General features: G+C 57.7%; 16 protein-coding genes. 9 read left to right on the top strand and 7 right to left on the bottom strand.

From position 1 onward, the window contains the following. The first annotated feature begins 129 nt into the window (after positions 1–129). Complete coding sequence (gene coaD / locus EI290_RS12890) at positions 130–621, top strand: pantetheine-phosphate adenylyltransferase (protein ID WP_125430885.1); 492 nt, start codon at positions 130–132, stop codon at positions 619–621. Between the two features lie 75 nt (positions 622–696). Here the strand turns inward: coaD and EI290_RS12895 are convergent, their stop codons facing one another. Together EI290_RS12895 and EI290_RS12900 are read right to left on the bottom strand one after the other, a co-directional pair. Beyond that, positions 697–1179, bottom strand: a complete 483-nt coding sequence (locus EI290_RS12895; RefSeq protein WP_125430888.1) for a hypothetical protein — start codon at positions 1177–1179, stop codon at positions 697–699. A 26-nt stretch (positions 1180–1205) separates the two neighbouring features. Next, the gene (locus EI290_RS12900; RefSeq protein ID WP_125430891.1) at positions 1206–1907 is read right to left on the bottom strand and encodes an NUDIX hydrolase; all 702 of its coding nucleotides are present in this window, start codon (positions 1905–1907) and stop codon (positions 1206–1208) included. 247 nt (positions 1908–2154) lie between these two features. On the opposite strand from EI290_RS12900, the gene EI290_RS12905 reads away from it, so the two are divergent. After that, a complete protein-coding gene (locus EI290_RS12905; protein WP_125430894.1) occupies positions 2155–2649 on the top strand; it encodes a metallophosphoesterase family protein in 495 nt (164 codons plus the stop codon). A gap of 131 nt (positions 2650–2780) precedes the next feature. Here the strand turns inward: EI290_RS12905 and EI290_RS22460 are convergent, their stop codons facing one another. Continuing rightward, the gene (locus EI290_RS22460; RefSeq protein WP_185816981.1) at positions 2781–2951 is read right to left on the bottom strand and encodes a hypothetical protein; all 171 of its coding nucleotides are present in this window, start codon (positions 2949–2951) and stop codon (positions 2781–2783) included. A 96-nt stretch (positions 2952–3047) separates the two neighbouring features. Here EI290_RS22460 and EI290_RS12910 point away from each other — a divergent pair, with 96 nt between their 5' ends. From EI290_RS12910 to EI290_RS12920, 3 genes are all read left to right on the top strand, one after another. Beyond that, positions 3048–4076, top strand: a complete 1029-nt coding sequence (locus EI290_RS12910) for a threonine aldolase family protein (protein ID WP_125430897.1) — start codon at positions 3048–3050, stop codon at positions 4074–4076. A gap of 102 nt (positions 4077–4178) precedes the next feature. Next, positions 4179–4838, top strand: coding sequence for a metallophosphoesterase (locus tag EI290_RS12915; protein ID WP_125430900.1), 660 nt, complete (start codon positions 4179–4181; stop codon positions 4836–4838). 24 nt (positions 4839–4862) lie between these two features. After that, on the top strand, positions 4863–5501 hold the full coding sequence (locus EI290_RS12920) for a DNA-3-methyladenine glycosylase family protein (RefSeq protein WP_125430903.1): 639 nt from the start codon (positions 4863–4865) through the stop codon (positions 5499–5501). Between the two features lie 149 nt (positions 5502–5650). Here the strand turns inward: EI290_RS12920 and EI290_RS22240 are convergent, their stop codons facing one another. Then, complete coding sequence (locus EI290_RS22240) at positions 5651–5860, bottom strand: hypothetical protein (protein WP_148103636.1); 210 nt, start codon at positions 5858–5860, stop codon at positions 5651–5653. 60 nt (positions 5861–5920) lie between these two features. Next, the gene (locus EI290_RS12925) at positions 5921–6844 is read right to left on the bottom strand and encodes a DUF58 domain-containing protein (RefSeq protein ID WP_125430906.1); all 924 of its coding nucleotides are present in this window, start codon (positions 6842–6844) and stop codon (positions 5921–5923) included. Between the two features lie 394 nt (positions 6845–7238). Here EI290_RS12925 and EI290_RS12930 point away from each other — a divergent pair, with 394 nt between their 5' ends. The 4 genes from EI290_RS12930 to EI290_RS12945 all read left to right on the top strand — a co-directional run bounded on the left by EI290_RS12930 (position 7239) and on the right by EI290_RS12945 (position 10115). Continuing rightward, positions 7239–7580 carry a DUF3276 family protein gene (locus EI290_RS12930; protein ID WP_125430909.1) on the top strand — a complete coding sequence of 114 codons (342 nt, stop codon included), beginning with the start codon at positions 7239–7241 and terminating at the stop codon, positions 7578–7580. 405 nt (positions 7581–7985) lie between these two features. Continuing rightward, positions 7986–9083 (top strand): redox-regulated ATPase YchF, encoded by a 1098-nt coding sequence (gene ychF / locus EI290_RS12935; RefSeq protein WP_125430912.1) that lies wholly within the window; start codon positions 7986–7988, stop codon positions 9081–9083. Between the two features lie 124 nt (positions 9084–9207). Beyond that, a complete protein-coding gene (locus EI290_RS12940; RefSeq protein WP_125430915.1) occupies positions 9208–9417 on the top strand; it encodes an alkylphosphonate utilization protein in 210 nt (69 codons plus the stop codon). Positions 9418–9497: 80 nt separating this feature from the next. Further along, complete coding sequence (locus tag EI290_RS12945) at positions 9498–10115, top strand: hypothetical protein (RefSeq protein ID WP_125430918.1); 618 nt, start codon at positions 9498–9500, stop codon at positions 10113–10115. A gap of 7 nt (positions 10116–10122) precedes the next feature. On the opposite strand, the gene EI290_RS12950 is transcribed toward EI290_RS12945, so the two are convergent. Together EI290_RS12950 and EI290_RS12955 are read right to left on the bottom strand one after the other, a co-directional pair. Next, positions 10123–11565 (bottom strand): M48 family metalloprotease, encoded by a 1443-nt coding sequence (locus EI290_RS12950; RefSeq protein WP_246008945.1) that lies wholly within the window; start codon positions 11563–11565, stop codon positions 10123–10125. 129 nt (positions 11566–11694) lie between these two features. Next, positions 11695–12978 carry a cation:proton antiporter gene (locus EI290_RS12955; protein ID WP_125430924.1) on the bottom strand — a complete coding sequence of 428 codons (1284 nt, stop codon included), beginning with the start codon at positions 12976–12978 and terminating at the stop codon, positions 11695–11697. Between the last annotated feature and the right edge of the window lie 97 nt (positions 12979–13075).

The following is a 13075-nucleotide window of genomic DNA, read 5'->3' on the forward strand; positions in this document are numbered from 1 at the left end:
GCGGGCTTGCTTACCTTCACCAACCTGCGCTAACAACGAGCCTGAACATCGAATTTTAGCCGCTGCTTAGCAGGCCGCGCCACTTTGGTTCCACTAGTTCCTCTCATACCTCCTCATTCATCTCTCTACATGAAGCGCATTGCCCTGTTTCCCGGCTCCTTCGATCCTTTCACGAACGGACATTTAGATGTAGTGCGTCGTGGCGCGGAGTTGTTTGATCAGGTCATCATTGCCATCGGTAATAACAGCAGCAAGCAGCGCTACCTGCCCGTAGAGCAGATGCAGCTGATGATAGAATCGGTATTTCAGCAGGAGCCCAACGTTTCGGTGCGGTCGTACAAGGGGTTGACTGCCGATTTTGCCCGCGAGGTGGGTGCCCGGTTTTTACTCCGCGGCCTGCGCAACACCACCGATTTTGAGTATGAAAACACTATTGCCCAAGCCAACCGGCACGTTAATCCGGAGCTGGAAACGGTGTTTCTGATTACTTCGCCGGCATTGGCAGCCATCAGCAGCACCATTATCCGCGAGATTCACCGCTTCGGAGGCAACGTGGACGATTTTGTACCGTTCCACCTCCCGAAAGAGGATGAAGGACAATGGAGTGAGGTAGTAGGATGAGGGACAGTCGTTTAACGGCATCCTTCATCCTACTACCTCACTCCATTATCCTACTACCAACTAGCTTTATCTTCCCTACTTTCGGGCTACTACCCGCATTCCTACAATTTCGCGGTTGTTTTTGGGGTTAGCCACGGGCAGCACCATGTAACCGGGGGCCGTGAGGCTGAGGTTGGCATTGCGCAGCAGCTCGTCCTCATCCGTACCCACCACTACCAGGTCGCGCACTTTGCGGGTGCGCGCATTGAAGGTAGCCACCACTGTGGTGCCATTCCGCTCAAACGTATTGATCCAGTCTTCACCGTGGGTAGACTTCATCTGGTCGGCCGTAGGTTCGAGGCCTATCTTCTGGTCGCGGGTTTCGCGGGGCGGCCCCAGGGTGCGACGTACCTGATCAATGTTGCGCCCCACCAGCGTTGGCACGTCCACCGCCGCCGCGCGCGAGGCTTCTACGCTCCCCGTAACCGGCCCCGTGGACTCCGAGGCCGACTGGGAACCACTGCAGGCGGCAACGCCAGATACCAACAACGCAAAGGAGAAGTAGCGGAACAAACGCATGGGCGAAATGGGATGAAGGCGAAAAATTATTTGGCAGATTCCTGGCTGGCGGGTGCCTGCCCGGCAATTTCGCGCAGGTAGTGCCGCACAACCAGGGCAATGCTGGCGTACGACTCATCGAGCACTTTCAGGGCTTCCTGCGGCGACATCCAGCGTACTTCCTCAATGTATTCCTCGGCCTGAGGCTTCATCAGGGAGTCGTCGAGGCAACGCATGATATACCAGTTCGTTTTTTTCAGAATTTTGTTGCCGTTGTATGCATACGAGTGCCAGGTGCTGGGCAGCTTGTCGCCCAATTCTACCTGAATATTGCACTCTTCCTCCACCTCGCGCAACGCCCCCAGGGCCGGGTCTTCTTCTTTCTTGAGCTTGCCCTTCGGCAAATCCCATTTGCCCAGGCGGAAAATCATCAGTACCTGACCGTCTTTTACCACCAGGCCTCCGGCGGCTTTTACAATTTTGAACTGGTCCTTCAGGTGCAGAATCAGGCGTTTTTTCTTGCGGGCCAGCAGCGTCAGAGAGGTCAGCTTTTTGAGCTTTTTCACCTCCATCAGGCGCAGCAGCCGGTCCACAAACACGTCCGTCACGTCACGCACCAGCACATCCCCAATCAAATCCTTGGAGATAAACTCGTCCTCCGGATTTAGAATCAGGTCATACTTGTGCTTGAACACTTTTTCGCTGTTCTTTTTGATAATCAGCGGAATATCGTTGATGAAGACGTTCATCGCGGGGTAATCTGGAGGGCAAAAAGGACTACAGGCGGGGTGCTGCAAAACACAGCATATTTCCCCGGAAACGAAAGCGCCCGGGGCCGGGCAAGATACGGGATGCGCGCGGTTCAGTTGCTACCCCGGCAGAACCCACCTGGCAACCCGGTGCTGGTCAGCCCCGAAGAACCGGCCCTATGGCAGCGGACCGCGGCCGGCTACCCCTCCAGCACCACGTTCAGCAACTGGCCATTACCTTCGCGCCATGAAAAAAATAGGGCTGCTTTCGGATACGCACAGCTACCTCGACGACCGGATATTGCACCATTTGCAGGGGTGCGACGAAATCTGGCACGCCGGTGACTTCGGCACGGCGGAGGTTATTGCCAGGTTGGAAACAGTAGCTCCCCTGCGCGGCGTGTACGGCAACATTGATGGCCGCGACGTACGCCTGACTCAGCCTTTGGTGCAGGATTTCGAGCTGGAAGGCCTGCGCGTGCTCATAACGCACATTGGCGGTTATCCCGGCCACTACAGCCCCGCCGGCCGGGCCCTGGTGCTGGAGCGGCAACCGGGCTTGTTTATCAGCGGCCACTCCCATATCCTGAAAGTAATGCCGGATGCACGCCTGGGCCTGCTGCACCTCAACCCCGGGGCCGCCGGCCGTCACGGCTTCCATAAGGTACGGACGATGCTGCGGTTTGACGTAGCCGGGGGCAGGGTACAAAATCTGCAGGCCGTGGAGTTGGGGCCGAAGTGAGTAGGGCTTCAGCTCTACGGCCTGCCACGAGGCCACAAAAAAGCGCTTCCCCCGTTGCCGGGAAAAGCGCTTTGTGATTTCTGACTTAGGACCCACCGACACCGGGACGGGCAAGTCAGCGGGAAGCTTGCTTAAGCAGCGGCTTCGGTTTTAGCTTCGCTTTTGGTGAAGCGAGACTTCAGCTCTTCGAGGTCCACGTTTTTCAGTACGGGGGTGAGGAGCAGTTGCTTGATGATGCGCTGCTTGTTGTTAGCGCGGGCAATGTTCTTGCGGTGCTTCCGCTTCAGACGGGTAACGCTCATTTTTCCGGGTCGGTTTAAGTCTTTCTGTAAATGAGGGGCAAAAGTAACGACTAAATTTGAAACCGGGAAACCTTTCCCATTTTTCCCTTTCCGTTTATGACCTCTGATTCTCTTATCGACCTGCGCTCCGACACCGTAACCCGCCCTACTCCGGCCATGCTGGAGGCCATGTTGCAGGCCCGCGTGGGCGACGACGTGTACGAAGAAGACCCGACAGTGCGCGCCCTGGAGCAGGAAGCCGCCGACCGGTTCGGGCTGGAAGCCGGCCTGTTTTGTCCCAGCGGCACCATGACCAACCAGATTGCCATTAAGGCCCACACCGAGCCGCTGAGTGAGGTAATCTGTGAGCAGACCTCGCACATCTACCTCTGGGAAGTAGGGGGTATTGCCTTCCATTCAGGGGCTTCGGTGGCCCTGCTGCCCGGCAACCGGGGCCGCCTCACGGCTGCGCAGGTGGAGGCGGCCATTCGGCCCGTGAATGTGCATTACCCCACTACCAGCCTGATTTCCCTGGAAAACACTCACAACCGCGGGGGTGGCAGTTGCTACGAGCTGGCCGAAATTGCAGCCATTGCCGAAATTGCTCAGCGCCACCAGATTCCGCTGCACCTGGATGGGGCGCGGGTATTCAACGCTCTGGTGGCTACCGGCCAGGATGCCCGCGAGTACGGGCGTTTGTTTGATACCATTTCAGTGTGCCTGAGCAAAGGCCTGGGCGCGCCGGTAGGCTCGGTGTTGCTGGGCAGCCGCGCGTTCATCCAGAAAACCAAGCGGATTCGTAAGGTAATGGGCGGGGGAATGCGCCAGGCCGGCTACCTGGCCGCGGCCGGCCTGTACGCCCTACACCACCACGTGGAGCGCCTGGCCGACGACCACCGCCGCGCCCGGCAAGTAGGCCAGACGCTGGCCGCACAACGGTACGTAGCCGAAGTGCTGCCGGTGGAGACCAACCTTGTTATCTTCCGGCTCCAGGAGACGATGCCCGCCGAGCAGTTCCTGGCTCATCTGGAGGGGCACGGCATCAAGGCGTCCTCATTTGGGCCCCAGATGATTCGCTTTGTCCTGCACCTGGACGTAGACGATGCCATGCTGGAGCGCCTGAACGCGGCTCTGGCGGCGCTCTAGCGCCAGCTGAACCCCTTACCAGTGCGCTGGGCCAGGCAACAGGCCATTCCCGGCCCGGCGCATTCCCTTATTCTATACGCTTCCGCATTGTCGAATTGCTTCATGAATTTATTTATTGTTGGTGATGTGCATGGCTGCTACCACACGCTGCGGGAATTGCTCACGCACTGGCAACCGGCCACGGAGTTGCTGGTGCAAACCGGCGACCTGATTGACCGGGGCCGCTTTGCCCCGGAGTGCGTGCAACTGGCCCGGGAACTGGAAGCGGCCCATCCGGGCCGCACGGTATTTCTGCGGGGCAACCACGAGCTGGAAATGCTAAAACACTACGGTCCCCAGGGGCCCAATCTGCCGTGGCTGGAGTGGGGCGGCCGCGCCACGGTGCAGCAGTATCAGGCCCGGCTGAATGTACTACAGCCGCATCTGGCCTGGCTAAGCCAGCGGCCCCTGTTCTGGGAGAACGAGCAGGTTGTCGTCAGTCATGCTGGATTTGCGGATACTGCCACCCCCCTCGACCCCGATAACCCCCAGGGCGTGCTGTGGCGGCGAGGCCCCCTGCGCAACCTGGGTCGTCGCCAGGTGGTGGGGCACACGCCCACTACCGATGGGCAAACCAGCTTTGATGCCACTTCCAACACGCTCTACGTGGATACCGGAGCCTATCTGGGGCTTTATCTTACGGCCGTGCGCCTCACGGCAGCCGGCGAGTTGCTGACGGAGTTTGCAGTGCCCACTTCCCGCCTGGATATTGCCCCGGTGTAACCTTATCCCCAGCTGCTTTTTTCAATGACATCCTTCCCTCTCTCCCATCACCCCGATGCTTTGCAGCATTTGCGTGCCGCCGACCCAGTGCTGGCGGCCCTGATTGACCGAGGCCGCCCCATTGAGCCAGCCGCACACGAAGACCTGTATCTGGCGTTGCTGCGGGCTATTGTAGGCCAGCAGATTTCAACCAAAGCGGCAGCCGCCATCTGGCGCAAGGTGCAGGCCTTATTTCCCCCCGACGGCTATCCGGAGCCAGCGGCCCTGCTTCTGCTCACGGATGAAGACCTGCGGGCGGCGGGTATTTCGCGGCAGAAAGCTGGCTACCTCCGCGCTATTGCCGAGTTTGCCCAGCGCGACCAACTCGACCATGCCCACCTGAGCCAGCTCTCCGACGATGAGTTTACGCGCCACCTTACCCAGATTAAAGGGGTAGGCCGCTGGACGGCTCAGATGCTACAGATGTTTCCGCTGAATCAGCCGGATGTGTTTCCGGAGGGCGACCTGGGCATTCAGAACGCCATGCGCCGGCACTACAACCTGCCGGAAACCGGCCGCGCCCTGCTCAAGCGAATGACGGAACTGGCCGAACCCTGGCGGCCCTACCGTACGCTTGCCAGCAAATACCTCTGGCAGTCGTTGGATAACTTGCCCGCTGAGTAGCGGCAGCCCCTGCCATTGGCAGCGCAACCGGACTCCAGCCCCCAGCCCTGAAATGATAGATGCCTGCGCCACTAGCAGGGAGCAGGCATCTATCATTTCAGGGCTGGGGGCTGGAGTCCGGCAGGAAGTACCGTTTCTCTATTCCGGGTTTAGTCGTTGGTTTCGCCGTTGGCTTCGCGGCGGCGGGCCTCCCGTATGCCCAGGCCAATGGCAATGAATGTGGATACGAAGGGCACAAAGAACCCGAACAGCAGCCAGGGCCAAAACCGGCGGCCATACATATGCGCAATGTACACGGTAATAACCGCTGAAAGTGGACAGACAAACAGAAGGGGAAACAGAAGATCAGCCAGCGACATACAGCAACAAAATAAGCGAATTGGCCCCCAGAACCCCGGGCTGCAACACGAAGGTAGCCCCTACCCGCGCACTTTGCCCCGCTTCACCAGATACGCATACAATACCCGGTCAAACGGCTCCCGGATATCCACAGGCACGAAGTCGATTTTATATTGCCCGCAGCGTAAGGCCAGTTCCTGCTCATACCGGCGCATGGCGGCCTGGTACTGCTCCCGCACCTGGCTGGGCTGCAGCTTCACTGTTTGACCGGTTTCCAGATCCTCGAACAAATAAGGCCGGTCCTGAAAGTTGAAATCGGCCTCGGTGGCACGGTCCATTACATGAAACAGCAGTACCTCATGGTGTTGATGGCGCAGGTGCTGCAAAGCCGCCAGGGCTTCGGTCTGCTCCTCGGGGCCGCGGCCCAGCATATCCGAAAACAGTAGTACCAACGAGCGTTTCGGAATTTGCTGAGCAATAGTATGAATAACACTGGCTACGTTGGTGCGGGCACGCTGGGCCGCAGCGGGCCGCTCCAGCAGCTGTTGCAGGGTAAGCAGCAAAGTGTGACGGTGGGTGCTGGTAGAGCGCACGGGCGTTTGCAGCTCCACTTGCTCGGCAAACGTGACGAGGCCTACCGCGTCGCGCTGCTTTTGCAGCAGCGTAGTAAGGGCTGCCGCGCACAGCACCGAGAACCGCAGCTTATCGTAGCTGGGGGCCGGGTAGTACATGCTGGGGCTCACGTCCAGCAGCAAGTGGCAGCGCAGGTTGGTTTCTTCCTCATAGCGCTTCACAAACAGCTTATCGGTGCGGGCAAACACTTTCCAGTCGAGGTGGCGGGTACTTTCGCCGGGATTGTAGAGGCGGTGTTCCGAAAACTCCACTGAAAACCCGTGGTAGGGTGACTGGTGCAAGCCCGTAATGAACCCTTCTACCAGCTGGCGGGCCAGAAATTCCAGATTCTCGAAGGAACGAACAGCGGCAAGGTCAAGCGGTTGGGCCATGGCAATAAAGACGGTACACAAGCAAGGTACAATGGATTTGGTGCCCGGCTGCTACCACCCCAATCCGAGTAGCAAGTCTGGCATGTTGCTGGGTGCCTAAGCGGCGAATACCCCCGAAATACCGCCTGCACCATGCCTTTCCAGGTCAGCCAGCTACAATCATTCAGTATTTTCTATCTATCAACTGGCACAAATAATCTTGCCTTAATACTATATATAGGCTTACAAGAGCCGGGCTGATTTTCAGGTTTTCATAAGGATAACCTCTTCTGATCTGGCAATGGTCCCGGAATAGGAAAATACCGGCCTTAAAATTTTACTATCTACAGAAAAACACGTATTTTGCGAGGAACTTCAATCATCTTGGAATAACAAAACTTTACTAGAAGGACCTGTGGAAGACCGTCACGACCAGGAAGAAATTTACTCCCAGCGCATTAAAGCCGGCAAGCGCACGTACTTTTTTGACGTGAAAGCTACCCGCGGCCAGGACTACTATCTGACCATTACGGAAAGCAAACGCCGCCTGCGCGACGATGATACCTTTTCGTACGAGAAACACAAGATTTTCCTTTACAAGGAAGACTTTCTCAAGTTTGTAGATGCTCTGCAGGATGCCGTGGATTACGTACGCGAGGAGCTACTGACTCCCGAGGAAGTAGCCGAGCTGGACCGCCCCCGCCCTGCTTACGACGAGCGGGAAGGCGGCTACACCCGCACCGACGACAATTATTAACCTCTACACCCCGGAAGTCTAGCGAAACACGTCCTACGTACTCAAGCATTTCCTTACTCACTTCCCACCGCACGGCGCGCCCGGCTTCGGCCCTGGCGCGCCGTCGTGCGTTGGTAGCGCGCAGCTCCGCTTCGCGCACGAGCCGCCGGCGAGTTCCCACGCGCATGGTGCAGGATTGGATACCCGCTCCGCTCGTGCTCCGTAGCGCGCAGCTTCGCGCTACGGAGCACGAGCGAGTACCCTGGTACCGCGTCATCCGTCTGTTACTCGCTTTGCTCGTGCGCGAAGCGGAGCTGCGCGCTACGGCCTGCCCATGCTTCCTTGGAAAAAGCCCCGTACCTTTGCGCCACGAATTGCGCCGCTGGTGCAGTTTACCATCTCACTACTTCACTATTTCACCGTCATATGGGTCTCCGCTGCGGTATCGTGGGCCTGCCCAACGTGGGCAAATCCACGCTCTTCAACGCTCTTTCCAACGCCAAGGCCGAGTCGGCCAACTACCCGTTCTGCACCATTGAGCCGAACGTGGGCGTGATTACCGTGCCCGATGAGCGCCTCCAGATTCTGGAGCAGCTGGTAAACCCCAAGCGCGTGCTGCCCACCATCATTGAGTTTGTGGATATTGCCGGGCTGGTGAAAGGGGCTTCCAAGGGCGAAGGCCTGGGCAACAAGTTCCTGGCCAATATTCGGGAGGTAGATGCCATTATCCACGTTATCCGCTGCTTCGACGACCCCAACATCGTGCATGTGGCCGGCGGCGTTGACCCCGTATTCGACAAGGACGTAATTGATACCGAGCTGCAGATTAAAGATCTGGAGAGTATCGATAAAAAGCTGGCAAAATCGGAGCGCTCCGCGAAGAACGGCGACGCTGTAGCCAAAAAGGAAGTGGCGGCTCTGCAGAAGTTCAAGGCTGCCCTGGAGGCCGGCCAGAACGCCCGCGCCGTGCAGGCCACGCCCGAGGAGCTGGAAGCCGTAGCGGATTTGCAGCTGCTCACCGTGAAGCCCGTGATTTACGTGGCCAACGTGGATGAGGCCAGCGCCACTACCGGCAACGCCCACACCGCCGCCCTGCAGGCCCACGTAGCCCAGGAAGGGGCCGATGTAGTGCTGGTATCGGCTGCTATTGAGTCGCAGATTGCCGAGATGGAAGACCCGGAGGAGAAGGAAATGTTCCTGGCCGAGTACGGCCTCACCGAATCGGGCCTGAACCGCCTGATCCGGGCCTCCTACTCTCTGCTCAACCTCATTACCTACTTCACGGCCGGGGTGCAGGAAGTACGCGCCTGGACCATTCACAAAGGCGACAAAGCCCCCCAGGCCGCCGGCGTTATCCACTCCGACTTCGAGAAAGGCTTTATCCGGGCCGAAGTAATTAAGCTGGCCGACTACCAGGAGTACAAAACCGAGGTAAAAATTAAGGAGGCCGGCAAAATGGCCGTAGAAGGCAAGGAGTACGTGGTGCAGGACGGTGACATCATGCACTTCCGCTTCAACGTCTGATCACGGATTTAGACGGATTTTTCGGATTACACGGATTTCGTGGACGATTGTAGCGCGAAGCCTTTGCTTCGCGTATCGTTGCCCGGTCTTATCCAACACATGCTACCAGCTCCTCGCTAACCTCATGGACGTAAAAGACAGCAACGGCAACCTGCTCGCGGAGGGCGACGCGGTGACCATCACCAAAGACCTGAAGGTAAAAGGCATGGCCCAAGCTCTGAAGCGCGGCACCGTGGTCAAAAACATCCGCCTCACCAACTCGGCTACCGAAATTGAAGGCCGGGCCGGTGGTAGCCTACTCGTCATCAAAACCGAGTTTGTGAAGAAAGCCTAACGCCGTTTCTTAAGCAGCAACCAGTAACTTAAGCGCCCCAACCGAACAAATCGGCTGGGGCGTTTTTAGTTATTTTCATCATGCAAAACGGTACTTTACCCAAATGGCTAACGGAAACCTTAATCAATGGAATATCCATTTGGAACAAAGCAGCCAGTACATCCTTTCCTCATTTATTACAGCAAATCACGCTACATGATTCTATATGGAGCTATGCGTTCATACCGGAAGTAGATAGATTGGTGCTGATTATTCAATTAGACTCTCACTGGAATAAGGATTTCTGCCATCAACTAGATGATTGGCCTTATTTGGCAATAGAAATAACTGAACCACTGAATACTTCCTATATTGTCGCTGCAGACCCAGTAACAAATATTATAAGTAAGGCTGCATCTGAATCAGTTGCTTATTCAAACTTTACAGAGTGGATTAGCGCAGGAAAATCTTTAGGAATAATTCCTACGAATTACCCACAGCTGCCACAGTATTCGGTTATACATCGAACAGAAATCGAAACAATTGGCGGCTATTTTTCCTGTATTCATCAGGAGGCAATTCGAATTTTACTCTACTCCTCCGGAGGAGAGTCGCTTGCTATTAATTTTTCACACAGAAAATCGTCACCATATAATCCAGCTGTTCTGAAACAAAAAGAGCCAGGAATATTGTCCCGGCTCTTTCATTGGAAGAAATAAAATTAGACTACTTCCCTACCACTTTAAACAGCATTCCAGCCGTCATCTTATCGGTGGTTTTCATGCCATTGACAATGGCCAGCTCCTCGTACCGCTTACTGGGCACACCGTTGGCGGCTAGCGCCGAGGCCAGCGTCTGGCCGGCTTTGGCCGTACGGATGCGGATCCGCTCGGGCTGGCGGTTGAGCTTGCTGGCATCGGTGAGGCGGCGGTAGCCCTGGGCCGTGCGCTGAAACTGGGGAGCATAGGTTTCAAAATCGGCAGGCGAAGTCAGGCCCACAAAGGCGTAAATGTTTTGCCCATCCTGAATGAGGTAGCTGAGCGTGCGGGCCGTGATGCCCTGCTGGCCAGTCTGTTGATTCTGGCCCACTTGGTCGCCCTGGATGGCAATGGCTGGAAAGCCGTTAATGGTGGTTTGGCTGGCCTGGGGGCTTTGCAGGTTTAGCTGCTGGGCCAGCGCCTGAGCGGTTTCCTGCAGGCCTTTGTTGCCGCCCGGCAACAGAATAATTACGGCTTTACCATTGGGTTCGGCCATTTGAAACTGGCTGGGCGAGTTCTGGCTTTTCCAGCCCTGGGGGAGCGGGAACTGGAATTTCAGGTCGGGATGATAGAACACGCTGCTTTCCACATAACCTTCGCGGGGGTTGTCGCCGTAGGGCAGGCCGTCAATCAGGCGCAGGTACTGGTCCCGATTCACGGCGAGCTGGCGGCCGGCTTGCTGCTCGGCCTGTTGGGCCAGCTTTTTCACGTTGGTGTACCGGTCGGCGGAGTTGGGGTGCGAGGACAGAAAGGTGGGCAGCGTAGCTGCGCCGCTGCTTTGCTCGGTGCGCTGCAGGGTCAGGAAAAAGTCGGCCATGGACGCCGGGTCGTAGCCGATTTTGCTGGAGTATTTCACGCCCAGCTTGTCCGATTCGTTTTCATCGTCGCGGCCGTACTTGAGCAGGCCCAGCCCCACCACCTGCGAGGCGGGCTGGGCAATGGAAGCGACCCGCTTGGACAGGATGGAACCCAGAATGAGGGCCCCGTTGGCAATGGTGGAGCGCGTCTGCTGCTTCTGGCCGTGGCGGGCCGTAATGTGCCCGATTTCGTGGCCCAGTACCCCGCTGAACTGGGCCTCGTTGTTGAAATGGGCCATAATGCCGCGGGTGAAGTACACGTGACCGTCGGGGGTGGCAAAGGCATTGATAATCGGCGAATCGACGATGGTAAAGCCTTTCACATCAGCGGGCCGGTCGGAAATGCGCCCCATTTGCATGCCTTTCTCATCAATGTAGGATTGCAGCTTGGCGTTATCGAGCAGGCCAAACTGGGCTACCACCTGGGGGTCGGGCTGGGCGCCCTGCACGGGTAGCGCGGGCAGATACGCGGGCCGGCTGGCGGAAAGGTGCGCACCACTAAGAGGGAGTAGCAGGGCCAAAGTGGCGCCGGAGCGCAGCGCAAAAGAGAGCATAGGTTGCATGGGAAAAGTACAGTTAGGTGGGCGGGATACGCCTGCAACGAGCCTGATCGGAGGAAAGGTTACAGGTGCATCATCATCTTTATCCCAATTCCTTGCCAAATCAGCTTATCCACCGCCGAATCAGGAAGCGGGTTGCTCCTGCTGGTGCTGCTTTTCCAGCTCCACCGCCGTAGGCCGGCCGTGGCGGCGGTCCAGCCAGTCCATGACGGGGGTAGCCAGTACTCCGTGCAGCACAATGGAAGCCAGCACCGTGAAACCCGTAATGGCCCACAGGGTTCGGCCCTCGGCGAAGGAGGCCTCGTGCAACGCGAAAGCCAAGTAGAAAAACGAGCCGATACCCCGGATGCCAAAGAAGGAAATTACCAGCCGCTCGGGCCAGGTTACGCGGCTACGCCCCAGGGTGAGAATTCCGCCCAGGGGCCGCAAAATCAGCAGCAGAAACAGGCCCAGCGCCGCCCCACTCCAGGTAAGCGGCCCGAGCAGACCGCGCACAATGGCCCCGCCGAACAGGATCAGGATTACTACAATAAGCAGCCGCTCCAGCTGGTCGGTAAACTCGTGCATCTCGGTATGGTACTCGTGGCTTCGCTCGTGGGCGCGCAAGGTTAGAGCGGCCACAAACACAGCCAGAAACCCGTAGCCATGCACCAGCTCGGTAAGGCCGTAGGCCGTGAGCGTGACAGCCAGGGCCACAAAACCGTACGCCTCCGGGCTGATACGAATGCGGTGAGGCAGATCAAATATGAGCAAGGCCAGTACCCAGCCCGCCAGCCAGCCACCCAGTATGCCCATGCCGGTACGGTACCCCACATCCAGCCAGGCCCAGTGTACCAGCTCCTGCCCCAGCTGCAGAGAAGTAGTGGCTACCAGCACCAGGGCCAAGTGCACAAATGGAAAAGCCAGTCCGTCGTTCAGCCCGGCCTCCCCGGTGAGGGAAAAACGCACATTGTCTTCGCCACCTTCCCCGGGCTTACCCACCTGCACGTCGCCGGCCAGCACAGGGTCGGTGGGGGCCAGCGTGGCGGCCAGCAGCACCGCCGAAGCTGGCAGCAATCCGCCCAGCTTCCAGGCCACTACTGCAAATACGGCAATGGTAATTACCATGAGCACCAGCACCAGCTGCAGGGGGGCCCGCCAGCGCCAGAGCGAAAACCGACGGTCGATTTTGAGCCCTGTACCCGTCAGGGCTACCGTTACACAAATTTCGGTCAGGTGCATGGTGAAGGTGGAGTGCTCAACCGGATCGGGGTTGGGCAGGCCCAGTGGCAGCCCGAACACCAGCATACCCAAGCCAACGAACAGGATGGGATAAGACAGCGGGTATTGCTTGAGCAGGGAAGGCAGCCAGGCCACAGCCAGAATAGCCACCCCCAGTACCACCAGAATCAGGTTGTAATGCGACATGCAGAAAGAAACGGAGTGAGAGCCTGTGCTTACGTAACTCAACCATAGGCAGCCAACCCCTACCACTAGCATCGGTCAGTACTGTTAGGTAGTAACG

The sequence above is a fragment of the Hymenobacter metallilatus genome (assembly GCF_003944705.1).
GTDB lineage: Bacteria > Bacteroidota > Bacteroidia > Cytophagales > Hymenobacteraceae > Hymenobacter > Hymenobacter metallilatus.

Coding starts and splice junctions, on each gene's coding strand:
- coaD (WP_125430885.1), top strand. CDS start 130: ATGAAGCGCATTGCCCTGTTTCCCGGCTCCTTCGATCCTTTCACGAAC.
- EI290_RS12895 (WP_125430888.1), bottom strand. CDS start 1,179: ATGCGTTTGTTCCGCTACTTCTCCTTTGCGTTGTTGGTATCTGGCGTT.
- EI290_RS12900 (WP_125430891.1), bottom strand. CDS start 1,907: ATGAACGTCTTCATCAACGATATTCCGCTGATTATCAAAAAGAACAGC.
- EI290_RS12905 (WP_125430894.1), top strand. CDS start 2,155: ATGAAAAAAATAGGGCTGCTTTCGGATACGCACAGCTACCTCGACGAC.
- EI290_RS22460 (WP_185816981.1), bottom strand. CDS start 2,951: ATGAGCGTTACCCGTCTGAAGCGGAAGCACCGCAAGAACATTGCCCGC.
- EI290_RS12910 (WP_125430897.1), top strand. CDS start 3,048: ATGACCTCTGATTCTCTTATCGACCTGCGCTCCGACACCGTAACCCGC.
- EI290_RS12915 (WP_125430900.1), top strand. CDS start 4,179: ATGAATTTATTTATTGTTGGTGATGTGCATGGCTGCTACCACACGCTG.
- EI290_RS12920 (WP_125430903.1), top strand. CDS start 4,863: ATGACATCCTTCCCTCTCTCCCATCACCCCGATGCTTTGCAGCATTTG.
- EI290_RS22240 (WP_148103636.1), bottom strand. CDS start 5,860: ATGTCGCTGGCTGATCTTCTGTTTCCCCTTCTGTTTGTCTGTCCACTT.
- EI290_RS12925 (WP_125430906.1), bottom strand. CDS start 6,844: ATGGCCCAACCGCTTGACCTTGCCGCTGTTCGTTCCTTCGAGAATCTG.
- ychF (WP_125430912.1), top strand. CDS start 7,986: ATGGGTCTCCGCTGCGGTATCGTGGGCCTGCCCAACGTGGGCAAATCC.
- EI290_RS12940 (WP_125430915.1), top strand. CDS start 9,208: ATGGACGTAAAAGACAGCAACGGCAACCTGCTCGCGGAGGGCGACGCG.
- EI290_RS12945 (WP_125430918.1), top strand. CDS start 9,498: ATGCAAAACGGTACTTTACCCAAATGGCTAACGGAAACCTTAATCAAT.
- EI290_RS12950 (WP_246008945.1), bottom strand. CDS start 11,565: ATGCTCTCTTTTGCGCTGCGCTCCGGCGCCACTTTGGCCCTGCTACTC.
- EI290_RS12955 (WP_125430924.1), bottom strand. CDS start 12,978: ATGTCGCATTACAACCTGATTCTGGTGGTACTGGGGGTGGCTATTCTG.